General features: G+C 64.8%; 27 protein-coding genes. 17 read left to right on the top strand and 10 right to left on the bottom strand.

Going from position 1 to position 23,260, the window contains the following annotated elements:
* The first annotated feature begins 145 nt into the window (after window positions 1-145).
* Together RB2654_RS11665 and RB2654_RS23775 are read left to right on the top strand one after the other, a co-directional pair.
* A complete protein-coding gene (locus RB2654_RS11665) occupies window positions 146-775 on the top strand; it encodes a rhodanese-like domain-containing protein (protein WP_008331719.1) in 630 nt (209 codons plus the stop codon).
* Window positions 776-788: 13 nt separating this feature from the next.
* Window positions 789-1,643 carry a LysM peptidoglycan-binding domain-containing protein gene (locus RB2654_RS23775; protein WP_008331720.1) on the top strand — a complete coding sequence of 285 codons (855 nt, stop codon included), beginning with the start codon at window positions 789-791 and terminating at the stop codon, window positions 1,641-1,643.
* Between the two features lie 52 nt (window positions 1,644-1,695).
* On the opposite strand, the gene RB2654_RS11675 is transcribed toward RB2654_RS23775, so the two are convergent.
* Window positions 1,696-2,871 (bottom strand): MalY/PatB family protein, encoded by a 1,176-nt coding sequence (locus RB2654_RS11675; protein WP_008331721.1) that lies wholly within the window; start codon window positions 2,869-2,871, stop codon window positions 1,696-1,698.
* 93 nt (window positions 2,872-2,964) lie between these two features.
* On the opposite strand from RB2654_RS11675, the gene def (RB2654_RS11680) reads away from it, so the two are divergent.
* From def (RB2654_RS11680) to fmt, 3 genes are read left to right on the top strand one after another with little or no spacing between them, the layout of a single operon-like run.
* Window positions 2,965-3,486: a peptide deformylase gene (gene def, locus RB2654_RS11680; RefSeq protein WP_008331722.1), complete on the top strand. Its 522-nt coding sequence runs from the start codon at window positions 2,965-2,967 to the stop codon at window positions 3,484-3,486.
* Window positions 3,486-3,980, top strand: coding sequence for a peptide deformylase (def, locus tag RB2654_RS11685; protein WP_040884775.1), 495 nt, complete (start codon window positions 3,486-3,488; stop codon window positions 3,978-3,980). The genes def (RB2654_RS11680) and def (RB2654_RS11685) overlap by 1 nt, the downstream gene beginning before the upstream one ends.
* Before the next feature lie 8 nt (window positions 3,981-3,988).
* Window positions 3,989-4,888, top strand: coding sequence for a methionyl-tRNA formyltransferase (gene fmt / locus RB2654_RS11690; protein WP_008331724.1), 900 nt, complete (start codon window positions 3,989-3,991; stop codon window positions 4,886-4,888).
* 67 nt (window positions 4,889-4,955) lie between these two features.
* On the opposite strand, the gene RB2654_RS11695 is transcribed toward fmt, so the two are convergent.
* The 4 genes from RB2654_RS11695 to RB2654_RS11710 all read right to left on the bottom strand — a co-directional run bounded on the left by RB2654_RS11695 (window position 4,956) and on the right by RB2654_RS11710 (window position 7,209).
* Window positions 4,956-5,528, bottom strand: a complete 573-nt coding sequence (locus RB2654_RS11695; RefSeq protein WP_008331725.1) for a cob(I)yrinic acid a,c-diamide adenosyltransferase — start codon at window positions 5,526-5,528, stop codon at window positions 4,956-4,958.
* 2 nt (window positions 5,529-5,530) lie between these two features.
* A complete protein-coding gene (locus RB2654_RS11700) occupies window positions 5,531-5,737 on the bottom strand; it encodes a twin transmembrane helix small protein (protein WP_008331726.1) in 207 nt (68 codons plus the stop codon).
* A 63-nt stretch (window positions 5,738-5,800) separates the two neighbouring features.
* The gene (locus tag RB2654_RS11705) at window positions 5,801-6,637 is read right to left on the bottom strand and encodes an SDR family NAD(P)-dependent oxidoreductase (protein WP_008331727.1); all 837 of its coding nucleotides are present in this window, start codon (window positions 6,635-6,637) and stop codon (window positions 5,801-5,803) included.
* A complete protein-coding gene (locus tag RB2654_RS11710; RefSeq protein ID WP_008331728.1) occupies window positions 6,634-7,209 on the bottom strand; it encodes an SH3 domain-containing protein in 576 nt (191 codons plus the stop codon). Before RB2654_RS11710 ends, RB2654_RS11705 begins: the two co-directional genes overlap by 4 nt.
* Window positions 7,210-7,380: 171 nt before the next feature.
* Between RB2654_RS11710 and RB2654_RS11715 the strand changes: the two genes are divergently transcribed.
* The 5 genes from RB2654_RS11715 (at window position 7,381) to RB2654_RS11735 (ending at window position 14,108) form a co-directional block, all read left to right on the top strand.
* Window positions 7,381-9,834, top strand: a complete 2,454-nt coding sequence (locus tag RB2654_RS11715; protein WP_040885648.1) for a DNA topoisomerase IV subunit A — start codon at window positions 7,381-7,383, stop codon at window positions 9,832-9,834.
* A gap of 62 nt (window positions 9,835-9,896) precedes the next feature.
* Window positions 9,897-10,682, top strand: a complete 786-nt coding sequence (locus RB2654_RS11720) for a polysaccharide lyase family protein (RefSeq protein WP_008331730.1) — start codon at window positions 9,897-9,899, stop codon at window positions 10,680-10,682.
* A gap of 168 nt (window positions 10,683-10,850) precedes the next feature.
* Window positions 10,851-12,047, top strand: coding sequence for a DUF898 family protein (locus tag RB2654_RS11725; RefSeq protein WP_040884777.1), 1,197 nt, complete (start codon window positions 10,851-10,853; stop codon window positions 12,045-12,047).
* Window positions 12,044-13,297, top strand: a complete 1,254-nt coding sequence (locus RB2654_RS11730) for a M48 family metallopeptidase (protein WP_008331735.1) — start codon at window positions 12,044-12,046, stop codon at window positions 13,295-13,297. The genes RB2654_RS11725 and RB2654_RS11730 overlap by 4 nt, the downstream gene beginning before the upstream one ends.
* Window positions 13,298-13,316: 19 nt before the next feature.
* The gene (locus RB2654_RS11735; protein WP_246146635.1) at window positions 13,317-14,108 is read left to right on the top strand and encodes an endonuclease/exonuclease/phosphatase family protein; all 792 of its coding nucleotides are present in this window, start codon (window positions 13,317-13,319) and stop codon (window positions 14,106-14,108) included.
* Here the strand turns inward: RB2654_RS11735 and RB2654_RS11740 are convergent.
* On the bottom strand, window positions 14,105-15,466 hold the full coding sequence (locus RB2654_RS11740; protein ID WP_008331738.1) for a cytochrome P450: 1,362 nt from the start codon (window positions 15,464-15,466) through the stop codon (window positions 14,105-14,107). The two genes, RB2654_RS11735 and RB2654_RS11740, sit on opposite strands and share 4 nt — an antisense overlap.
* Before the next feature lie 98 nt (window positions 15,467-15,564).
* On the opposite strand from RB2654_RS11740, the gene RB2654_RS11745 reads away from it, so the two are divergent.
* From RB2654_RS11745 to RB2654_RS11760, 5 genes are all read left to right on the top strand, one after another.
* A complete protein-coding gene (locus tag RB2654_RS11745) occupies window positions 15,565-16,320 on the top strand; it encodes a hypothetical protein (RefSeq protein WP_008331740.1) in 756 nt (251 codons plus the stop codon).
* A gap of 203 nt (window positions 16,321-16,523) precedes the next feature.
* Window positions 16,524-17,699, top strand: a complete 1,176-nt coding sequence (gene tuf, locus RB2654_RS11750; RefSeq protein WP_008331614.1) for an elongation factor Tu — start codon at window positions 16,524-16,526, stop codon at window positions 17,697-17,699.
* Window positions 17,700-17,814: 115 nt separating this feature from the next.
* Window positions 17,815-17,943, top strand: a complete 129-nt coding sequence (locus tag RB2654_RS24025) for a hypothetical protein (protein ID WP_008331742.1) — start codon at window positions 17,815-17,817, stop codon at window positions 17,941-17,943.
* 46 nt (window positions 17,944-17,989) lie between these two features.
* Entirely contained in the window at window positions 17,990-18,985 is a 996-nt protein-coding gene (locus RB2654_RS11755; protein ID WP_008331744.1) for a zinc transporter ZntB, read from the top strand.
* Window positions 18,986-19,137: 152 nt separating this feature from the next.
* Window positions 19,138-19,776, top strand: a complete 639-nt coding sequence (locus tag RB2654_RS11760) for an HAD family hydrolase (protein ID WP_008331745.1) — start codon at window positions 19,138-19,140, stop codon at window positions 19,774-19,776.
* Here RB2654_RS11760 and RB2654_RS11765 read toward each other — a convergent pair.
* Together RB2654_RS11765 and RB2654_RS11770 are read right to left on the bottom strand one after the other, a co-directional pair.
* Window positions 19,773-20,243, bottom strand: a complete 471-nt coding sequence (locus RB2654_RS11765) for an SRPBCC family protein (RefSeq protein WP_008331746.1) — start codon at window positions 20,241-20,243, stop codon at window positions 19,773-19,775. The genes RB2654_RS11760 and RB2654_RS11765 overlap by 4 nt on opposite strands.
* A gap of 4 nt (window positions 20,244-20,247) precedes the next feature.
* Window positions 20,248-20,604: an ArsR/SmtB family transcription factor gene (locus RB2654_RS11770; RefSeq protein WP_202795874.1), complete on the bottom strand. Its 357-nt coding sequence runs from the start codon at window positions 20,602-20,604 to the stop codon at window positions 20,248-20,250.
* Window positions 20,605-20,708: 104 nt separating this feature from the next.
* On the opposite strand from RB2654_RS11770, the gene RB2654_RS11775 reads away from it, so the two are divergent.
* On the top strand, window positions 20,709-21,629 hold the full coding sequence (locus RB2654_RS11775) for an alpha/beta fold hydrolase (protein WP_008331748.1): 921 nt from the start codon (window positions 20,709-20,711) through the stop codon (window positions 21,627-21,629).
* 3 nt (window positions 21,630-21,632) lie between these two features.
* Here RB2654_RS11775 and RB2654_RS11780 read toward each other — a convergent pair whose 3' ends face one another.
* The gene (locus tag RB2654_RS11780) at window positions 21,633-22,085 is read right to left on the bottom strand and encodes a hypothetical protein (RefSeq protein WP_148912491.1); all 453 of its coding nucleotides are present in this window, start codon (window positions 22,083-22,085) and stop codon (window positions 21,633-21,635) included.
* 137 nt (window positions 22,086-22,222) lie between these two features.
* Window positions 22,223-22,429 carry a 30S ribosomal protein S21 gene (rpsU, locus tag RB2654_RS11785; protein ID WP_008331758.1) on the bottom strand — a complete coding sequence of 69 codons (207 nt, stop codon included), beginning with the start codon at window positions 22,427-22,429 and terminating at the stop codon, window positions 22,223-22,225.
* Window positions 22,430-22,583: 154 nt separating this feature from the next.
* On the opposite strand from rpsU, the gene RB2654_RS11790 reads away from it, so the two are divergent.
* On the top strand, window positions 22,584-23,258 hold the full coding sequence (locus RB2654_RS11790; RefSeq protein WP_008331760.1) for a COQ9 family protein: 675 nt from the start codon (window positions 22,584-22,586) through the stop codon (window positions 23,256-23,258).
* The last annotated feature ends 2 nt before the right edge of the window (window positions 23,259-23,260 follow it).

A 23,260-nucleotide genomic window follows, 5' to 3' on the forward strand; every position in this document is an offset into this window, starting at 1 on the left:
ACCGTTTCCGCCCTGCGCTGCGAATCACACGAAATATTGACCGATTCGGGTGATTCGCCCAAGATGTTGAACATTCAGGACGATGCCGGGCTGCCACCCGGCGGCATTTAACCTGTCGAGCAGGACAGGAACAGGGGGACAAACGATGCTTCGGCTGCTCTTGGGCGCCTTTCTGGCGCTTGTGATCACAAATAATGAAATCCTGGCGCAAGAGGTGCGGATCACGCCCGATACCTCGTCCTTCTCTGTTGAAGTGGGCGGAAAGCTCCTCACCATCGAGCGCATTCAGGACACAAGTCACAAGCTCACCACGGAGTTCACGAAGACATCGCGCCCCTGCCCGCCGTTTTGCATTCACCCGATCTCGGCAGCTCCGGGTGTGGCAACGGTGGGCGAACTCGAAGTCATCGACTTCATCGAAAGTGCGGTGGCCAAGGGCACGGGGCTGTTGATCGACAGCCGCCTGCCCGAGTGGTTCGCGAAGGGCACGATCCCCGGTGCAGTGAACGTGCCCTTCTCGACCCTCGAACCGTCGAACCCCTATCGCGACCAGATCCTTCAGGCCTTGGGCGGGGCCAAGGCGGGCGCGGGATGGGATTTCACCTCGGCGCGAAACCTCACGCTGTTCTGCAACGGGCCGTGGTGCGACCAGAGCCCACGCGCGATCCGCAACCTCGTGGACGCGGGCTATCCGACCGAGAAAATCCAGTATTATCGTGGCGGTATGCAGCTTTGGCTGCTGCTCGGCCTGACCGTCCAGACCCCCAGCGCATAAGGGAGGAGGCGTCATGTTCCGCATCCTCATCCTTGTCGCCGGGTTCCTGATCGCCGTTACGGGCATGCTCTGGATGCAGGGCAACCGCGACCCCCGCGACCTTGCCGCCGTCGCCCCGGACCTCGCCGATGTCGAGATCGAGAACGTGGCGCAAATGTCGGCCACGACGACCCGGCCGACGCCGGCACCGGCGCCGGTGGACATCGCGGCGCTGACCGATGCCGTGCGCGCCTCGGTCGCGCCCGACCCGGTGGCGGAACCGGCGCCTGCCGCCACGGCGGACGAAGGGCTCGCCGCCCTGACCAGCAGCGTCCTTGCCGGCCTCGGCACCCCCGCACCCGCCGCGCCGATGACCGGTGACAGCGGGATGGAAGCTGCGACGGCAGCCGTGCTTGCAAGCCTGAACGGGATGGCCGCGCCAACGGCCCGCCCCCCGCTGGACCTGAACGCCCTCATCGCCCAATCCATGAGGGCAGGCGAAAGCGATGCGTATATGGACGCGCTCCTGAACGAAGCCGTGGCATCCGGCGCGGTGCAGGTGCCGGACTCGCTCATCACCGCCGAGGGTCGGGTGGACACACGCACCCTGCTCGCCTCGATCGTGCAGCAATCGATGGGCACGGCAGAGGACGCGACCATTCAGGCCATCGCAGCCGAAGCCGGGGCCACCACCGCCGCCACGCCGGTGGTGCAGGAGGTGTCGGGCGAGCGGATCTATACGGTCGAGAGCGGCGACAGCCTCGCCTATATCGCGCTGGTTTTCTACCGCGACGCGGCTCAGTACGAACGGATTTACGAGGCGAACCGAGACGTGCTCGCCAACCCCAGCCTCATTCGCGTGGGACAGAAACTGCGCATACCCGGATAACAGGCAAGACGAAGCAGGAGACTTGGCCCCGGCACACCGCCGGGGCCTTTTTTTATTGTAGGTCCGAGAACGCGTACTGCATTCGTGCCACCGCCTGCTCGACCAGCGGGCGGGGCGTGGCGAAGTTGAACCGCAGAAACCGCTCCCCGCCTTTGCCGAAGCTGATACCGTGGTTCACGGCGATCTTCGCGTCCTGTTCGACGCGGCGCAGGTAATCGGTCGGCTCCATCCCCGTGCCTTCGAAATCGACCCATGCAAGGTAGGTCGCCTCCATCGGCATACTTTTCAGCCCCGGAATCGCATTGAGGCCCTCGTCGAGGATGCGGCGGTTGCCGTCGAGGTAGTCGACCAGCGCATCGACCCACGCGGCCCCCTCGGGCGAATAGGCGGCTTCGGCCATCATCAACCCGAAGGAGTTGGGCGATATGCCGAGGCCCGACATCTTGGCCGCGAACCGTTTGCGCAATTCCGGGTCGTGGATGATGACATTGCCCGAATGGGTGCCCGCGATGTTGAAGGTCTTGGTGGTGGCCGTCATCATCACCAGCCGATCCGCGATCCCGTCGATCAGCGCCATCGGCATGTGCTTGGTGCCGGGAAACACGAGGTCGTGGTGAATCTCGTCGGACACGAGGATCAGGTCGTGACGCTTGGCGAAGGCCGCGACGCCTTCAAGCTCGGCACGGGTCCAGACGCGCCCGCCGGGGTTATGCGGGGAACACAGGACAAGCATCTTCTCGCCCCCCGTCATCTGCGCGTCCCAGGCGTCGAAATCCATCTCGTACCGCCCGTCGTTGCGCGCCAGCGGACATTCGACCACCTCGCGCCCCGCCGCGCGGATCACGCGGTGGAAGGCATGATAGACGGGGGTCATCAGGATCACGCCGTCGCCCGGATCGGTGAATGTGTCGACGCACAGCGCCGTGCCGTTCACCAGCCCGTGCACCGTGAAGATCGCGTTCGGGTCGACATCCCAGCCGTGACGTTCGGACATCCACCACCGGATCGCGCCCAGATAGCTCGCGTCGTCGCCGTAGTAGCCGTAGACCCCGATGCTGCGCATGTCCTCCAGCGCCTTCTGGATCGGCGGGGCGGCGGCGAAATCCATGTCGGCCACCCACATCGGGATGCCGTCCTTGGGCGACACGCCATAGATTGCTTCCATCTTGTCCCACTTCGCCGAATGGGTCCCAACGCGGTCGATGATGCGGTCGAAATCGTAACTCATGATGCCTCCGGATTGAGGCGCCAAGCTATCTGCGACACGGTGAAGTGCAAGGGGACATTGCGAAACGCGTCGCAACCGCCTAATTGATCCGTCATGGCCTTGAAACCGATCCTTATTCACCCCGACCCGCGCCTCAAGAAAGAGGCGGAGAAGGTGCGCGACGTGACCGACGAGCTGCTGACGCTCGCCGACGATATGCTCGAAACCATGTACGACGCGCCGGGCATCGGTCTGGCCGCGCCGCAGGTCGGTGTGCTGCAACGATTGATCGTGCTGGACTGCATCAAGGACGAAAGCGCCGAGCCGCAACCGCTGGTCATGTTCAATCCCGAGGTGATCCTGTCGTCGGACGATACCAACGTCTACGAAGAGGGGTGCCTGTCGATCCCCGACCAATACGCCGAAGTCACCCGGCCCGCCGCGGTCAAGGTGCGCTGGCTGAACCGCGCAGGCGAAGAGCAGGAACGCGATTTCGAGGGGCTGTGGGCGACCTGCGTGCAGCATGAGATCGACCATCTGAACGGCAAGCTGTTCATCGACTACCTGTCGCCGATGAAGCGCCAGATGATTACGCGCAAATCCCAGAAGCTGAAACGCGAGCGGGCGCGGGTCTGATGCCCCGTCCTTTCGTCATGTGGCCGGACAAGCGGCTGCGCACGGCCGCCCAGCCGGTCGAAGCCGTGACCGATGAGGTGCGCGCGATCTGGGACGAAATGACCCTTGCGATGGATGCGATGCCGGGGGTCGGGCTGGCCGCCGTGCAACTGGGGATCATGCAGCGACTGGCGGTCGTGGATGCGTCCGAAGAGCGGGGCAAGGCCGTGCGCATGGCGAACCCCGAAGTGCTGCATGAGAGCGTGAAGTTGCGGGAGCACGACGAAGCCTCGCCCAACCTGCCCGGCGTCTGGGCCACGATCAGCCGCCCGCGCGCGGTCACGGTCCGGTTCATGGACGAGACCGGCGCGGTGCGCGAGCAGGATTTCGTCGGGCTTTGGGCGACCAGCGTGCAGCACCAGATCGACCACCTGAACGGCAAGATGTATTTCGACCATCTGTCGAAACTGAAGCGAGACCGGCTGATCGCGAAGGCCAGGAAAGCGAAGCGGTAGGGGGCGATATGAAAGTCATCTTCATGGGCAGTCCGGATTTCTCGGTCCCGGTCCTCGACGCTTTGGTCGCTGCGGGTCACGAGGTCGTCTGCGTCTACTGCCAGCCGCCCCGCCCCGCCGGACGCGGCAAGAAAGACCGCCCGACCCCGGTTCAGGTCCGCGCCGAGGCGCTGGGTCTGCCCGTGCGCCATCCGATATCCCTGAAGGGTGAGGTGGAGCAGGCCGAATTCGCAGCCCTTGGTGCCGATGTCGCCGTGGTCGTGGCCTATGGGCTGATCCTGCCGCAGGCGGTGCTGGACGCGCCCGCCAAGGGGTGTCTGAACATCCACGCCTCACTGCTGCCGCGCTGGCGCGGAGCCGCGCCGATCCACCGCGCGATCATGGCAGGCGATGCCGAGACCGGTGTGTGCATCATGCAGATGGAAGCCGGTTTGGATACCGGACCGGTGTTGATCCGGCGCGCGGTGGAGATCGGAGCCGAAGAGACGACGGGTGAATTGCACGACCGTCTGAGTGCGCTGGGGGCCGAGACCATCGTCGAGGCGCTGGCGGCGCTGGACGGTATGACGCCCGAGGTCCAGCCCGAGGACGGCGTGACCTATGCCGAGAAGATCGACAAGGCCGAGGCGCGGGTCGACTGGACCCGCCCGGCTGCCGAGATCGACCGCCTGATCCGGGGCCTGTCGCCCTTTCCCGGCGCGTGGTGCGAGATGGACGGGGTGCGGGTAAAGCTCCTCGGCTCACGCCTCGTCGCGGGCAGCGGAGCGCCGGGGGCCGTGATCGGGCCTTTGACGGTGGCTTGCGGGGACGGTGCGGTGGAAATCACGCGGGCGCAGAAGCCCGGTGGGCGCGGGATGGACGCGGGCGAGTTCCTGCGGGGGTTCCAGATACCCGAGCGTGTGGACTAGCGGCGCTGGCGGGAGCGAGGGGCGCTGCCCCTCGCGCTCCCCGAGGTTTTTTGAAACAGAGAAGAGGTCAGCGGTTCGCGCCGGGGACCCAGAGGACGTCGGATTTGCCGTCGTCATTGGCCATCCGTGCCGCCGTGAAGCACCAGTCGGACAGGCGGTTGAGGTATTTGACTGCCGCCGGGTTCACGTCTTCGACCGTGGCGAGTTCCGTGGCCAACCGTTCGGCGCGGCGTGATACCGTGCGCGTCAGGTGCAGGTAGGCGGCGAGCGGTGAGCCGCCCGGCAGGATGAAGCTGCGCAGGGGTTCGAGGATCTTGGTCATCACGTCGATTTCGGCCTCGAGCCGCTCGACTTGGGCATCGGTCATGCGCAGTGGCGGGTATTCGGCTTCGCCGTCCTTCGCCATGTCGGGGCGGCACAGGTCGGCCCCCAGATCGAAGAGGTCGTTCTGGATGCGGGCGAGCGCCGCGTCGGTGTCGCCGGAGGCGTGAAGGCGCGCCATGCCGATGGTCGCGTTGGTTTCGTCCACCGTGCCATAGGCCTCGACCCGCGGGGAATGTTTCGGAACGCGGGTGCCGTCGCCCAGCGCGGTGTCGCCCTGGTCGCCGGTGCGCGTGTAGATCTTGTTCAGCACGACCATGGTCAGCCCCCCTGCCGCCTGAGCCAGACGTAGCCGAGGATCAGCACGATCGCGACGGCCTGCGCGTAGATGCGATAGCGCATGATCTTGTTGGCGTTGCGCTTATTGAATTCGCCACCGCGCCCGAAGCTGCCGATGCCGGTCAGCAGGATCAGCAGGACGATGAGCACCGCAACGAGCGGGATAATCAGAAGGGGATCTTCGAACATGGGTCCATCCTTGGTTTGGCCGAGGGATAGCGCGTCTGCGGGCGGGATGCGAGCGGCGCGTCGTCACGCCTTGGCGAGGAACCAGTCGGCGAGCCGCGTGGGCAGGAGCCGGCGCGCCCAGTAGGAGACATAGGTGGGCGTGGTGACGAGGTAGCGGGGTTTCGGACGTTTCGCCTCCAACGCGCGGATGAGTTTGGCGGTGACGGCCGAGGCGGGCAGTTCGAACGGGTCTTTCGCGTCGATGTCGCGGTCGAACCGGGGCAGGATCTTTGCTTCATAGCCCGCGCGGCTGGCCGAGGCCTGCCAGTCGATATGCGCTTCGAACTGGGCCTTGGCGTTCAGGCGGAAGTTGGAGGTGATCGGGCCGGGTTCGATCAGGATCGCGTGGATGTCGTCGGGGGCGAGTTCGAGCCGCAGGGTGTCGGTGTAGCCTTCGAGCGCGAATTTCGAGGCGACGTAGGGCGCGCGCCAGCGGATCGCGGAGAGGCCGAGGGTGGAGGAGCAGTTGACGATGCGCCCGCCGCCCTGCGCGCGCATCACGGGGATCACGCGGCGCACGATTTCATGCACACCGAAAAAGTTGGTCTCCATCATGTCGCGCAGGACGTGACCCGGCAGGTCTTCGGCCAGGACCGGGACGCCGTAGCCCGCGTTGCAGAACACCGCGTCGAGCGTGCCGCCGGTGCGGGAGAGGATTTCGAGCAAGGCGGCCTCGATGCTCGCCACGTCACGATGGTCGAGGCGCAGGCTTTCCAGCCCCTCGCCACGCAGGCGGGCGCAGTCATCCTCGGCCCGGCAGGTCGCGAAGACCCGCCAGCCGTTACGCGCAAGGGTGTGGGCGGCATCGTAGCCGATACCGGAGGAACACCCAGTGATGAGAATGGATTTCTGGTGACTCAAGGCTCAACGGACGACAGGAAACGTCCGGCCATGAAGCCGCGTTCGCCGGTGTCCGTCAATACAATCTGCCGCCAGCCGTCGCCCGCATCCCCCATATCCTCGACCTGCGTGCCGAGGCTGAGGGACGAGATCACGCCATAGGCGGTCGACGGTCCGCCGCGCACGTTCACACGGCTGCCGGTGACGTAAAGGTAGTCGGGTTCCGGCGTGGCCTTTTCCGTGCCCGACAGGGGCTTGGCGGCCTCCGGCTCGGACGCGGTGGAAACGACGGCGGTTTCACCATCGTCGACCGTGGCGACCGCGGGCTGGATCGTCGCCTTTTCCGCAGAGGGGCGAAAGGCGACGAGCGTCGCCGTCTCGGGGCTTGCGTCCGACGCGAGGGCGAGCGCGAGGCGATCATCCTCTTCGGTCGGTTCCTGAACGATCCCGGTGATCGAGGCCATGAGATCGGGGGAAATGAGGGCGGTCTCGCGACCGATGGAATCGTCCGGCAACCCCGCATCGCGTCCGAACCAGTACAACGCGGCCCCAAGGCCGACGATCGTCATGACGGAAAGACGCACGAGTTGCATTAAATTCACCCCTTCAAGGATTCCCAAGGTACCCGCCGCAGGCATCGGCTGGCAATGATTCGACCGGACGATGTGGGACAAAGCGGGCCTTTTGGTGGCACCTGTGTCACTTCCCTCATCCATGAATCGAACGCGCTTTACGAGATTCCGTTCCTTCGGTATTCGGAAAACATGACCGACACGGTGGACGATCCCGACAACCCGATTTCCGAATTCGCCGAACCGCTGCGCCGCGCGATCGGTGACCGGTATCTGACCTATGCGCTGTCCACGATCATGAATCGGGCGCTGCCGGACGCGCGGGATGGGCTTAAACCTGTGCATCGCCGCATCCTGTTCGCGATGCGTGAACTTCGGCTTAATTCCGGGGGGCGTTTCCGCAAGTCGTCGAAGATTTCGGGCGACGTGATGGGTAACTATCACCCGCATGGCGATGCCGCGATCTATGACGCAATGGCGCGCCTGGCGCAGGATTTCAACGTCCGCTACCCGCTGGTCGACGGTCAGGGGAACTTCGGCAACATCGACGGGGACAACCCGGCGGCGTCGCGGTATACCGAGGCGCGGATGACCATCGTGGCCGAGGCGCTGCTCGAAGGGCTGGACGAGGACGCGGTCGATTTCCGCGAGAATTACGACGGCACGCTGCGCGAGCCCGTGGTGCTGCCCGCGACGTTCCCGCACCTGCTCGCCAACGGTGCCGCCGGGATCGCGGTCGGCATGGCCACGAACATCCCGCCGCACAACATTTCGGAACTGGTCGACGCCTGCTTGCATCTCATCAAGACGCCGGATGCGCGCGACGATACGCTTCTGAACTACATCCCCGGCCCCGACTTCCCCACGGGCGGCGTGATCGTCGAGCCGCGTGAGAATATCGCGGAAGCCTATCGCACGGGCCGTGGCTCGATTCGCTTGCGCTCGAAATGGGAGGTCGAGGATCTGGGGCGGGGTCAGTGGCAGATCATCGTCACCGAGATTCCCTATCAGGTTCAGAAGTCCAAGCTGATCGAAAAGCTGGCCGAGGTCATCCAGACCAAGAAGGTGCCGCTTCTGGCCGACGTGCGGGACGAAAGCGCCGACGACGTGCGCATCGTGCTGGAACCCAAGACGCGCAATGTCGAACCCGAGATGCTGATGGGCCTTCTGTTCCGCAACTCGGACCTCGAAGTGCGCTTCTCGCTCAACATGAACGTGCTGATCGACGGGCTGACGCCCAAGGTCTGTTCGCTGAAAGAGGTGCTGCGCGCGTTCCTCGATTTCCGGCGCGAGGTGCTGATCCGCCGCTCGCAGCACCGGATGGAAAAGATCGACCATCGGCTTGAGGTGCTCGAAGGCTTCATCATCGCCTTCCTTAACCTCGACCGGGTGATCGACATCATCCGTTATGACGACGACCCCAAGGCCGCGCTCATGTACGAGGACTGGTCGCGCCCGCATCAGGACACCATCGCGCGGGCGACCAATGAACATGACTACGTGTCGCCGCTGGCCGGGATCGACGTCGCATCGCTGGAACTGCGCGAGGATGAGACCGCCACCGCGCCCGAGATCATCACCGACAACACCGGGTCGGGCGCCACGCCCAAGCGGTTCGTCGGTCGGTCCGAAGGTCTGTCGGACGTGCAGGCGGACGCGATCCTGAACATGCGCCTGCGGTCCTTGCGCCGTCTCGAAGAGCTGGAGCTTATCCGCGAGCGCGACGCGCTGATGGAAGAGCGCGCGGGGCTCGAAGACCTGCTCGACAGCGAAGACCTTCAGTGGGGCCGGATCGGGGACGAGCTGAAGGACGCCAAGAAGAAGTTCGGCAAGGATTACGTCGCCGGGGCCCGCCGCACGCAATTTGCCGAGGCCGCCGAAGTGCCGGACGTGCCGCTGGAAGCCATGATCGAGCGTGAGCCGGTGACGATCGTGTGCAGCCAGATGGGCTGGATTCGCGCGATGTCGGGCCATGTCGACCTGACCCGCGACTTCAAATTCAAGGACGGCGACGGGCCGCGGTTCGCCTTCCATGCCGAGACCACAGACAAGATCATCGTCTTCGCGGCGAACGGGCGGTTCTATACCTTGGGTGCCTCGAACTTGCCCGGCGGGCGGGGGATGGGCGAACCGCTTCGCCTGATGGTCGATCTGCCGAACGACGTCGAGATCATCGACATGTTCGTCCATGCGCCGGACCGCAAACTCATCGTCGCCTCAAAGGGCGGTAACGGGTTCATCGTGCCGGAAGCGGACGTGGTGGCGCAGACCAAGAACGGCAAGCAGGTGCTGAACGTGTCGGATGACGTGGCGAAGCTGGTCAAACCCGTCGCGGGCGATCATGTCGCCGTGGTCAGCGAGAACCGCAAGCTGCTAGTCTTCCCGATCGCCGAGCTGCCCGAAATGGGGCGCGGCAAGGGTGTTCGCTTACAGAAATACGGCTCTGCCCGCGGACGTCAGGGGACGCTCGACCTTGACGGGGGCTTGTCGGACCTCACGACCTTCGACCTCGCCACCGGGCTGAGCTGGGCCGCTACAGGCGACCGGACACGCACCGAGGTGGACATGAGCCCGTGGATCGGCAAACGCGCCGGCGTGGGCAAGATGCCGCCCCACGGTTTCCCGAAGTCCAACACCTTCACCTGAAAATTGCCTGAACGGCGTTTCTCCCATAGTCTCAGAGCATTCTTTGACGGGGGGATTTCCAGATGAAACATGCCTTTGCCGCCGTTCTTCGGCTGACCCTGATTCTGTGCTTGATGCCCGTGATCGTTCAGGCCGCCCCGAACGGCTTTCAGAACCACGTGTTCAACGGACGTGCGCCGGTGACGCAGGGCGGGGTGGTGACCTTTCACGTCGAAGACGGCGATTGCAGCAGCCGGGACTATGGCGACGGGCGCGGGGAAAGCGATTGCTTCAACGGCAATCTCAGATCCCGGCTCGCCTATCGCGACCATGCGAGCCTTGGCCAAAGTCTGGAATACGCGATGGAGATCTTCGTGCCCGCCGGGTTCCGCTATGGCGGCGGACCGAACCGCCGCAGTTTGCTGGAAGTGGCGGAGTGGCAGCGGATCAACACGATCAAGAACCACATCCACACGCTCCACCTCGACAGCGTCAAGGGGCTTACCTTCGACGACACCCGCTGCATCCCGCCCAGCGCCTTCGGTCAGTGGAACAGCGTCAAGGTTCAGGTGAAATGGTCGGCGGGGGATGACGGGTTCCTGCAAGTGATCTGCAACGACACGCCGGTCGTGAGTTTCCGGGGGCAAACCGCGATCCCCCGCGATTGCGGCCAGCCGGGCGTGTTTCAGTGCGTGCCGGACCTTCAGCGCGTGAACCAGCCCGTGCAGTTCCAAGTCGGCATCCTGTTTCGCGGCTATGGCGAACGGGGGCGTCTCGACGGCCTGAGCCGCATGGGGCGTGTCCCGCCCGAGGGCGGTTTCACCGTCCAGATGCGCAATATTCGGGTGTCGCGCATTCAGGTGCGGTAACCTGACGGGATCTGAGGAGTTCGGCACCCTTGGGCACGATCCACGCGCGCCGCCGAAGCGACCGATCCTTGGCGCGGGACTGTGGACATGCCTGCCCGGATCGGCAAACCTGCCGGCGGGGCCGCAAACCCCGACGGGGACAACAATATTCGGACACCGGACGCAACCATGGCCTTCGCTGACCTCACGACCGACTACAAGGGTGCCAAGGGGGCGATCTTCCGGCTGGCGCTGGCGACGGGTATCCGCACGGTTCTGACTGCCGGGTTCTATCGCTTCTGGATGAAGACGCGGATGCGCCGGTATTACTGGAGCGCGATCCGCCCCGGTGGGATGCCGTTGGAATATGTCGGGCGACCGACCGAGAAGCTGCTCGGTTTTCTGACCGCTGTCGTCTTCCTCGCCTTCTACATCGGTATCGTGAACCTGATCCTGATGTTCTTCTCGTTCTCGCTGTTCGAGGGGAACACGCCCGCCTATGCGGTTTCGGTCGTCGGGATCACGCCGCTGATCTTCTTCGCCCAATACCGCGCCCGCCGCTATGTGCTGGCCCGCACGCGGTGGCGCGGTATCCGCTTCGGGCTCGAACCGGGGGTCGCGGGCTTTGTTTGGCGTTCGCTGCTTCATTGGGGGCTGACGGTGCTGACGGCGGGGCTTTACTGGCCGGTCAAGACCTATTGGCTCGAGAAGTACCGGACCGACCGGACCTTCTATGGCGAACAGCGGATGCATCAGGGCGGGTCGTGGCGGATGCTCATCAAACCGATGCTGCACCTTTACCTGTCGGCCGCCCTGCTCGCCGGCACCATCGGGATGCTCATCGCGACCGAAGACCCGCGTTTCGCGCCCCTCATCTTCATCGCCGTGCCGTGGTTTTTCTTCGGCCTCGCCGCATGGAAGGCGGGGAGCTTTCGTGCGCTGACCAACACCAAGACCATCGGGGAGGCACGGCTCAAGGCCAGCCCGCGCACCGGGCGGATCGTCGGCATCTATGCGGGCGGGTGGGCCGCGATGGGCGGGATCTTCATCGCCGCCGGTATCGGCGTCTCGATCCTGTTCGGGATCATCTTCGCCGCGACCGGCTTCGCGCTCGAAAACATCGACGAGGACGGGTATCTCACCACGCTCGGCAACCTGCCCGCCTTCGTCCCGATCCTGTTCGGGATCATCACATATTTCGCAATCTTCATCTTCTGGGGCGTGCTGAAAGAGGTGTTCATCACTCTGCCCGTCGCCCAGCATTTCGCGGAAACGACCGAGATCGAGAACCCGCAGGCGCTGCTCGGCATCAAGCAGCGCGCCCGTGACGAATTCGCCGAGGCCGAAGGCTTTGCCGATGCCCTGCCGCTGGGAGATGCGTTTTGACCGATATTTACGGCGCAGCCCCCGCGGTGGAAGAACCGGAAGACAAGGCGGTCTACGCGGATTACGTCGACGGCACGGACCCGGTCATGCATCGCGTGTCGCTGGAACTGTCGCGGAGCCATCTGAACATCATCATGCCCGATGGCGAACGTATCCTGTGGCCGCTGGACGAGGTGCGCGCGCTGAAGGATCAGGCCTATTCCGATGGGGTGGTTCTGGCGCAGGGCTTCGACGACATGGCGCGGCTCAAGGTCGACAACCCCTTCGTGGCCAAGGAACTGCGCGCGGTCGCGCCACGGCTCAACCGGGCGCAGCCGGTGACGAACTGGGGCAGGATCGGCGCCTGGGCCAGTGGTGCGGTGGCGAGCGTCGCGCTCATCATCTTCGTGCTGGTGCCGATCATGGCGGATCAACTTGCCACCTACCTGCCGCCCGAGGGCGAGCAGGCGCTGGGGGATGCCACGTTCGAGCAGATCCGGGGTGCCTTGGGGCGTGAGAACGCCGCGGTCAGGCTGTGCGAGGATTCGGACGGGCTTGCCGCTATCGACGCGATGGTGGATCGGCTGGCCCCGGACGACGACCTGCCCTATCCCGTTCGCATCGCCGTGCTGGACCATGAACTCGTCAACGCCTTCGCCCTGCCCGGCGGGCGCGTGATCCTGTTCCGGGGGCTGATCGACGAGGCGGAGAACCCCGAAGAGGTCGCTTCGATCCTCGCGCACGAGATTGGGCATGTCGTGAACCGCGATCCGACCCGCGATGCGCTGCGGTCGGCCGGGTCCATCGGCGTGCTGGGTCTGCTCTTCGGCGATTTCGCGGGCGGGACGGTTGTGCTGATGCTCGCCAACCAGCTTATCAACGCCAAGTATTCGCAGGCCGCCGAAACCGGGGCTGACGACTATGCCCACGACCTGATGCGTGACGCGGGCCTCGACCCCGCAGCACTCGGCACGATCTTTCAGCGGCTGATGGACGAATACGGCGACGCCGAAGGGATCGCGGCCCATTTCGCCTCGCACCCGCAGATGATCCGCCGGATCGAAAGCGCGCAGGCGGCGTCCGAGGGCGGCGAATACGGCCTGCCGGTCATCACCGAAGCCCAGTGGCAGGACATGCGCAGCATGTGCGGCGATAGCCATGCCGAACAGGACGCGCCCGAGGACGATGAAAACGGCGGAGGACGGATCGAACGCCGGGTGGACGAGCCCGATGCGGGGCGCGGCGGCGGCACGCTCGGCGGCGAGAACTGAGCGCGGGCCGATGCGGATCATGTCTTTGAACAGTTGGGGCGGCACCCTGTGGGACAGCCTGCTTCCCTATCTGCGCGACGAATCCCCGGATGTGCTGTGCCTGCAAGAGGTCGTGCATTCCCCGGCCTCGCCGCGCGACTGGCTGATCTACCGCGACGGCGATCACGTGCTCGACCAACGCGCGAACCTGCTTCGTGACGTGACCGGGGCGCTGCCCGACCACGTTCCGCTGTTCTGCCCGGCTGCGCGCGGCACACTGTGGGACGGGGACGACCCGGTGCCGTCGTTCTGGGGTCTCGCGACCTTCGTTCACCGCGATCTGCCCATCGTCGGGCAGGTGCAGGGTTTCGTTCACAAGGGGTTCGAGGCAAACGGGTTCGGAGAGCACCCACGCTCGCGCAGCGGCCATGCCGTCAGGGTCTGGGACGACCGGCTGGACCGGGGCGTGAGCATCGCCCAGATGCACGGGCTGCGCGACCTTGCGGGCAAGATGGACACGCCGGAGCGCGCGGTGCAGGCGCGTCGGTTCCTTGGGCTGCTTCGCGCCGTGGCCGAGCCGGGGGACGCCACGGTCCTATGCGGCGATTTCAACGTCGAACCGGGCAGCGAGACATTGAGCTATCTGGCCGACGAGGGGTTCGACGAGCTGGTGACCGGCGGGGGGCACCCGACCACCCGGACCAGCCATTACCCGAAGCCGGGGCGGTTCGCCGATTACATGCTGGTCGGCCCTGACACCCGGCCCGCCGCGTTCGAGGTGGTGCGCGACCCCGAAGTGTCAGACCACTGCCCGCTGGTGCTGACGCTTTAGACGGGTTCCACGTCCAGCCAGACACCGCCCTTGGGCCGCAGCGACAGGATCATGACCGGTTCGGGATCGCGGCCCGGAATTGCGGTGAACCGGAACCGGGCCAGCATCGTGGCCAGCACGATCACCGCCTCCTGCATCGCGAAATCCATGCCGAGGCACACGCGCGGCCCCGCGCCGAACGGCAGGAAGGCGTAGCGGTCGATGGCCTTGGGGTCCGCGAACCGGTCGGGATCGAACCCGTTCGGATCGTCCCACAACACCTCGGACCGGTGCAGCGCGTAGAACGGCAGGAGCATGACGTCGCCTGCGCGCACCTCGCGGTCGCGAAGCTGGTCGGGTTTCATCGCCGTGCGCGACAGGATCGCGACGGGTGGATACAGGCGCATCGTCTCAAGCAGGATCTGCCGAATGTAGGGCAGGTTCGCGACATCTTCGGCCCCGGCGGGGCGGTCGCCCAGCACCTCACGCGCCTCGGTCCGCGCCCGCTCCTGAACCGCCGGATCGAAGGCCACGAGGTAAAGCGCCCAAGACAGCGTCAATGCGGTCGTCTCATGCCCGGCGACGAGGAAGGTGAGCAGGTTGTCCCGCAATTCTTCCGCTGTCATGGTCCGCCCCGTCTCGGGGTCCGAGGCCCCGATGAGCAGGTCGAGCAAGGGCGGCGGATCGGCAGGCTCGCGGCCCATCCGCGCCTCGACCGCCTTGTCGGTGGCGCGGATCAGATCTGCGATGATCGCCTTTCCCACCACCCGCTTGGGGCGCGGCACGAAGGCGGGCACCTTGAGAATGTCGAGGAGCGAGGCTTTGCCCGCCGTTTCCAGATACCTGTCGATGGCACGATGCGCGACTTCGCGCGGAATCGCCGTATCCTCGGACATCGACACGGCCGCGATCACCTCGAACGCGGTCTGAAGCATCTCCTGATACATGTCCTGCCGCCCCGGTCTGGCGGCAATCCGCCGACACGACGCCTCGGCCGCCTCGGTCATCACGGGCGTGAGCGCGGTCAGGTTGCGCGGGGCAAAGACCGGCATCGCGGCGCGCCGCTGCCATCGCCAATGCGCGCCTTCGGCAAGGAACAGACCGTTGCCGAGCGCGGGCCGCAGCATCGCCTGCGCCTCTTCGCTTTTCGGGTAATCCGCCGCCGCATCCTTTAAAATCCGCTTCAAAGACGGGGGATCCATGACCATGTGGAACCGCCGAACGACATGGCCGGAGACGATGGCCTGGGTGAAGGCGATCTTGGGCAGGAGCGCCAGCGCATTGCCCTGCATCGCGCGAACGGCCTCCAGAAAGCGCCGCGGGCGTTCGGGGACCGGGACCGCGACGGGTTTGCGTTCGGGGGGCTGATCGAGCGTCATGGCGTGAGTTTCGCGCCGATGCGCCGGGCAAGCAAGGTCGTGAATTGAACAACCCCGTCCCAGCGGGTATGCACGAGTGAATCTTTTGAGGAGTGAGCATGCCCCGCCTGACGACTTTCGCCGCCCTGGCCGCCGCCGCGCTTTCCGTTTCGGCCTGTGCCAAAACCGACGATCTCGCACAGGTGCCCGAACCGATGGGGCGCTTCCTGCTTGGCCATACCGTCACCGTGGTCGAAGAACCCGAGATCGGCCCGTTTTCGCGCGAAGCGACCGACGAGGCGTGGGAAACCGCGATCAACTTCGCGATGGAAGAGCGTTTCGGGCGTTGGGACGGCGACAAGTATTTCCACATCGCGACCAAGGTGGACGGCTACGCGCTCGCCATGATCGGGGTGCCCGTGGTGTTCACGCCGAAATCGGTGCTGATCGCATCCGTCACGATCTGGGATGATGAAAAGGGTGCGCCGGTCACGGACGACCCCAAGATCTTCACCGTGTCCGAGGAACTGTCGCCCGAGGCGCTGATCGGCACCGGCCTGACCAAGACCGCCGACGAACAGATGCTGTCGTTGGCCCGCTCTCTCGCCAAGTCAGTGCAGGAATACATGATGGAGAACATCGCGTGGTTCGGTGACGCCTCGCTCATGGACCCGGCGACCACCTCCGCAGGTACGCCTGCCGCGACCGCGGGCACAGTCCCGCCGCAGTTCGCGCGGGTGAAAGAAGGGGCCGAAGGGGCCGTTCTGGAAGGCGGCGAAGAGGTCGGCGGCACGTCGTCGGGCGTTCGCAGCGAAACCCCCGGCGGGGTCGAGACGACGACGACCGGCACCACGGTGGTCGAGTCCTCTTCCTGATCCCGACGCGGCGGAATTCCGCGTTTCGTCAGACCTTTGCCGCGGGGGCCGTGGCCCCGTCGGCAAGAAATGCGCCTGCGTCGCCACGTGAGGCTCGCGTGGGCACCATGTGCGCTTGATTTTCCCGGATTCATTGGCTACTTGCCCCCCGTATCATGAATCGGACCCGTGTTGGGTTCCTTTACAGACGAGGCGTATGGCCAATGGCTAAGGAAAAGTTTGCACGTAACAAACCGCACGTGAACGTGGGCACCATCGGCCACGTTGACCACGGCAAGACGACGCTGACGGCGGCGATCACGAAGTACTTCGGTGACTTCAAAGCCTACGACCAGATCGACGGCGCACCGGAAGAGAAAGCGCGCGGGATCACGATCTCGACGGCGCACGTGGAATACGAGACGGACGCGCGTCACTACGCCCACGTCGACTGCCCCGGCCACGCCGACTACGTGAAGAACATGATTACCGGCGCGGCCCAGATGGACGGCGGCATCCTCGTGGTGAACGCGGCCGACGGCCCGATGCCGCAGACCCGTGAGCACATCCTGCTCGCCCGTCAGGTCGGCGTGCCGGCGCTGGTCGTGTTCCTGAACAAGGTCGACCAGGTCGACGACGAAGAGCTGCTCGAGCTCGTCGAAATGGAAGTCCGCGAACTGCTCTCCGAGTACGAATTCCCGGGCGACGACATTCCGATCATCGCGGGTTCGGCTCTGGCCGCTCTCGAAGGCCGTGACCCGGAAATCGGCGAAGAGAAGATCAAGGAACTGATGGCGGCCGTCGACGACTTCATCCCGACGCCGGAGCGCGCCGTGGATCAGCCGTTCCTCATGCCGATCGAAGACGTGTTCTCGATCTCGGGCCGCGGCACCGTCGTGACCGGCCGTGTCGAGCGTGGCGTGATCAACGTGGGCGACGAACTGGAAATCGTCGGCATCAAGGACACCAAGAAGACGACCTGCACGGGCGTGGAAATGTTCCGCAAGCTGCTGGATCGTGGTGAAGCCGGCGACAACATCGGTGCGCTGCTGCGCGGTATCGACCGTGATGCGGTCGAGCGTGGTCAGGTTCTGTGCAAGCCGGGTTCGGTGAAGCCGCACACGAAGTTCGAGTGCGAGGTCTACATCCTGACGAAGGATGAAGGCGGCCGTCACACCCCGTTCTTCGCCAACTACCGCCCGCAGTTCTACTTCCGCACGACGGACGTGACCGGCACGGTCGAGCTTCCCTCGGGCACCGAGATGGTGATGCCGGGCGACAACCTGAAGTTCACCGTCGAGCTGATCGCCCCGATCGCCATGGAAGACGGCCTCCGCTTCGCCATCCGCGAAGGCGGCCGCACCGTGGGTTCCGGCGTCGTCTCGAAAATCCTCGAGTGATCGGCACTGCCGTTTGAGATCGAAAGGGTCGCCTTCGGGCGGCCCTTTTTCTTTGTCGGGCGACGGAAAGGCGCCCCGGCACCGTTTGACCCCTGTCCAACCGCAGGGTCGTCACATGAAACCGCTTGTTCTCGCCTACGCCACAGCTGGGTTGCTCATGGCCGCTGCCCTGCATCACACCGATGCGGTCATGGGGTCCGCCGCCGGCCCGGCCGAAACGCGCGCGGCGACGGCCTCGCGTTGACGCCCGACCCCTTCCCTTTTCCGCCCCGGCCCCACATTCTGCGGCCATGACCGGAACCCACATCACCTACGCCCACGTCCTGAATGGCCCCGACAAGGGCCGCGCCATAACCGAGGAGGAGATGCGGCATGTGCTGAAGGACGACACGCTGGGCTGGGTGCATATCGACGGCAACCACCCGGATGCCGAGGCGTGGATCGGCGAGCACCTCGACTATCTCGACCCGCAGGCGGTCGAGGCGCTGGTCGACCGGGCATCGCGCCCCCGGCTGACGCGGCTGGGCGATGGGCTGATGATCATTCTGCGCGCGATCAACTTCAACGAGGGCGCGGATCCCGAAGACATGATCTCGTTGCGGATCTGGGCCGATGCGCACCGGATCGTCACCGTGTCCCTGCGCCGCGTGCGCGCGATCGAGCGGCTGGATGCGCGGCTTTCGCTGGGCGAAGGGCCCGAGACGACGGGCGCCTTCCTCGTCACGCTGATCGAAGACCTCACCGGCAAGATCGGCGATTTCCAGACCGATCTGGACGCCAAGGCCGAGGCGCTGGAAGAGCAGATCATCGCAGAGAGCGGCGACCACCTGCGCGGCGAGGTCGTGAACCTGCGGCTTCAGGTCATCGCGGCACGGCGCTTTCTCGGCCCGCAGCGGGACGTGATCCGCGCGATTGCCGAAAGCGACAACCCGGTGATCGATGCCGAGACGCACCGCGAGATCGAGGAAGAGGCGCTGAAGATGACGCGGATCGTCGAAGACCTCGACGAGTTGCGCGATCAGGCGATGATCCTGCGCGAAGAACTGTCGGGACAGCTTTCGGACCGACTGAACCGCAACATGTTCGTCATGTCGGTCGTCTCGGTCATCTTCCTGCCGCTCGGGTTCCTCACCGGCCTGTTCGGCGTGAACGTGGGTGGGATGCCCGGAGTGAACGATGGCGATGCGTTCTATTGGCTGGTGGGCTGGCTGTCGCTGTTGGTCGGTATTCTGGTCTTTTTCCTGTGGCGCGTGCGCTGGATCAGGTTCAGCAGGCGCAGGCGCTGAGGCGGCGCGTTAACCTCTGGTAACTTGGATAATCTTTCGTTTTTCAATGGGTTGTGACGTTCTCATCATTCCAGAATACTAGTATTCTAGTATCCTGTCCGGGACGCCCCATTCGCCCTTCCCTTCCTCACCGCCTGCCCTAGGCTCACCTCATGACAGACCCGACACTCCCCCGCCCCGAAGCCGTGATTTTCGATATCGGCAACGTGCTCATCACATGGCAGCCGGAGGATCGGTACGACGAGATGATCGGGCGCGCGCGGCGCGAGGCGATGTTCGCGACCGTGGATCTGCACGCCATGAACGAACGCTTCGACCGGGGGGAGGTGTTTCGCGACGTGGTGCAAGAAACCGCCGAAACCTATCCCGAATTCCGCGACGAGATCCTGATGTGGCATGACCGCTGGCTCGACCTTGCCCGCCCGCCGATCGACCATTCCGTCCGGCTCCTGCGGGCGCTGCGTGCCAAGGGCGTGCCGGTCTTCGCGCTCACGAATTTCGGGATCGACAGCTTCGCCCTGTCCGAGGCGCGCGATACGTTTCTGACAGAGTTCGACCGGCGCTATATCTCGGGCCACATGGGCGTGACCAAGCCGGACCCGCGCATCTACGAGATGGTCGAGGACGATTGCGGGATCGCGCCCGAGCGCCTGCTTTTTACCGACGACAGGCCGGACAACATCGCCACGGCGGCCCGGCGCGGGTGGCAGGTGCATCTGTTCGAGGGCCCGAAAGGGTGGGCCGGCCGCCTTGTCGCAGCCGGCCTGCTGACGCCCGGTGAAGCGGCTTAGGCCAGTTCCAGCGCGTCGAGGTTCTTGTAGGAAATCTCCATCCCGTCGAGCATTCCGGTTTCCATCATCTCCCGGCGGGTCTGCGCGTCCGGCAGGGTCATGGTCACGACCATATGCGTCGCCTGACCCTTGGCTTTGAAAAGCGTCTCGACCAGATTGGGCGGGGTCGGGTCAGGCAGATACATCACCTCCTCCTGCAAGATGCGGTTCGGTTCGTCGAGTTCGAGAAAAGTCCCCGTGATCGTAAAGGTATAGTCGGCCGAGGAATGGACGATCCGATATGTGCCGCCTTCGGTCGCGTCGATCTCGCATTCGACCACGTTGAATGCGTCGTTACCGGACTGCCATTTCATGAGAAGGTCCGGCTCCATATGCGCGCGCCAGACGAGCGCGGTCGGGGCGTCGAAGTCGCGGGTGACGACGAGTTGCGTGTCGCCGATCAGTTCGAACGTCAGGGGTTTGGGCATCGTTTCAATCCTTTTTCAAATCCTGTTTCGCCATTTCTTCGGCCAGAACCGCGTCCAGCTGGTCGTAATTCGCGGTCATGGTCCGGCGCAGCCTGTCGAGCCATGCCTCCAGTTCCTCCAGCGTTCCCCCGGCCAGCCGGCAGGGGCGGCGCTGGCCGTCGATTCGCCGGGTGATAAGCCCGGCCTGTTCCAGCACCTTCAGGTGGTGCGAAATCGCGGGCTGGCTGATGTCGAAGGGGGCCGCGATTTCGCTGACCGTCATTTCGCCCTTCGCCAACCCGGCAAGGATCGCACGGCGTGTCGGGTCGGACAGCGCGGCAAAGGCCGTGTCCATGTCGGGGATTGCGCCTACTGATTCCATATCCATTTATATAAACAAACATTGATAAAAGGCAAGCCTCACGCAAAGGCGTTGCGTGCCGCCCCCGCAAACGGCACACTCACCGCCAAAAGCGAGCAGTATCCATGGCTTGGTTCATCGTCGGAATTGTCGGCCTTATCGCCATCGCACCCTTCGTGCGCGAGTGGTTTCGCACGCCCGTCAGCGCCGCGCGGGGCGATGACGACGGGGGTTATGCCCAGTTGTCGGACGGCAAGACCTATTACCGCTGGTTCGGCGCACCGACCTCGCATGTCATCGTGGTGATCCATGGGCTGACGACACCGCATTGGGTGTTCTCCGGCCTCGTGCGCGGCCTGAACCTTCTGGGCTACCAAGTCCTTGCCTATGACCTTTATGGGCGGGGGCTGTCGGATCGTCCCACAAACGCCCAGACGCCGCAGTTCTTCGTGAACCAGCTTGACGAGCTGCTTACCGAACAGGGGCTGGATGGTCCCGTCTCGCTCATGGGCTATTCGATGGGCGGGATCATCGCGGCCGCCTTCGCCACCGCCAATCCCGCCCGCGTGGATCGCGTCATTTTCCTCGCCACCGGCGGGATCGACTACACCCCCGGTCAGCCGCTTCGCCGGTGCGGCAACCTCGGCGTGATCGGCAACTGGCTCTGGCGGATCACCGGCCCCGGATCGTTGCGACGGGCCGCCGCGCGGGATGCGTCACATCCGACCGTGATCCCCGACCTCGAAAAACGCATGGCGGACGAGACGGCGCGCCGCGGGTACCTGCGGTCGGTCCTGTCCGCACATCGTGAAACGCTGGCCATCGACCTTGAGAACCTGCACCGCGACCTCGGCAAGACCGGCATCCCCGTTCTGGCGATCTGGGCGGGCGACGATCAGGTGATCCCGCTGACCGCAATGGGCAAGATGACCCAGTGGAACCGCACCGCCCGCCACCACGTCGTCGAGGGCGTCGGCCACGCCCTGCCCCATGCCGCCCCGAACGAGATCATCACGGCGATCACCACCTTTTTCCGCGAAGTCTGAACCTCAGAGCCTGCGCACGACGGTGTCGAGGCTCGCGGCCTCCCGATGCCTGTGCCGGCGGGTGTAGACATAGGCCGCGAAACGCGCCGTGAACCATTCCATCCGGTCCGCTTCGATGACGATCTTGTCGGTCCAGATGCAGCCCGTGCCGCTGGGCTGGATCGACAACGTATGATCCCAACGCTTGACCTGCGCATTGTGCTCACGGCTCTGGATCACCCGCGAGTCCCGGTCGAGGAGTTCGACGAACATCGTATGGCCGGGGTTCTTCATGATGCCGAAAAGCGTGATGTCGACCACATAGGTCTCGCCCTCGCGCACCACGTCGTCGGGCAGACCCTCATACCGCGCGATCCCCTTCATCGCGTCGACCATCTCCGAGAAATGGATCGCCTCGGCAAAGACCGTGTCGGCATCGCGTGGGTAATGGGCGGTGACGGTAATCTGGCGGGTCATGGGCGGTTCCCTGTCGAAATGCAGCGGCAGAAAACGCCGCCCCGCCGCGAACCGCAACCCCGGAAACGACAAACCCCCGGGCGGGTGCCACGGGGGTCGTCTGGTCAGCAAACCGACCTGCTTCGCGTCGGAGAGGCTTAGAGCATCCCTTCGCGTTGCGCTTTCTTGCGAGCCAGCTTGCGCTGACGGCGAATGGCTTCCGCCTTCTCGCGCGCCTTCTTCTCGGAGGGCTTCTCGAAATGCTGCCGGAGCTTCATTTCACGAAACACACCCTCACGCTGAAGCTTCTTCTTCAGAGCCCGAAGCGCCTGGTCGACGTTGTTATCGCGAACCGATACCTGCATGTGGTTGTCACCACCTTTCTAGGTTTGAGTTGCAAGAGAAATTGCAGGAAGCGGCCTTATAGCGGCGATCTGCGCGCTTGTCCAGTTCGCCGGACCCGCGCAAATCCTTACCCCCGCCTTGAAGGCGCCTCGTCCACATGCCACTTATTTCTCCATGACCGATCAAGACACGCTTCTCGACGCCATTCAAATGCACGTTCCCTTCGACGGCTGGTCCGACGCCGCGCTCAGGGCTGCGTGCGAAGACACCGACACACCGCTCGACACCGCCCATGCGATGTTCCCGCGCGGAGCCGTGGACATGGCGTTTGCCTATCACAAACGCGGCGACCGGCAGATGGTCGAGGCGCTTGAGGCGATGGACCTGTCCACGCTCAAGTTCCGCGAAAAGGTGACTGCGGCCGTGCGCAAACGGATCGAAGTCGCGGATAAGGAGCTTGTGCGGCGCGGTATGGCGCTTTTCGCCCTGCCCCAGCACGCCGCCGACGGGTCGCGCGCGCTTTGGGAAACCTCGGGCCTGATCTGGGACACGCTCGGCGACACATCGCGGGATGTGAACTGGTACACCAAACGCGCGACGCTTTCGGCCGTCTATTCCTCGACCGTGCTTTACTGGCTCGGCGACGACAGCGAGGGGCACGAGGCCACCTGGGCCTTTCTTGATCGGCGGATCGAGAACGTCATGCAGTTCGAGAAGGTGAAGGGCAAGCTGCGCTCGAACGCGCTTGTGGACGCCTTCATGAAGGGACCGGGCCGCGTGCTGGACAACATCCGCGCGCCCGGCGAACACCGCACCGGCTATCCGGGCCGTTGGAGCGCGAACCGCTGATG

Source organism: Maritimibacter alkaliphilus HTCC2654, from assembly GCF_000152805.1.
Classification (GTDB): domain Bacteria; phylum Pseudomonadota; class Alphaproteobacteria; order Rhodobacterales; family Rhodobacteraceae; genus Maritimibacter; species Maritimibacter alkaliphilus.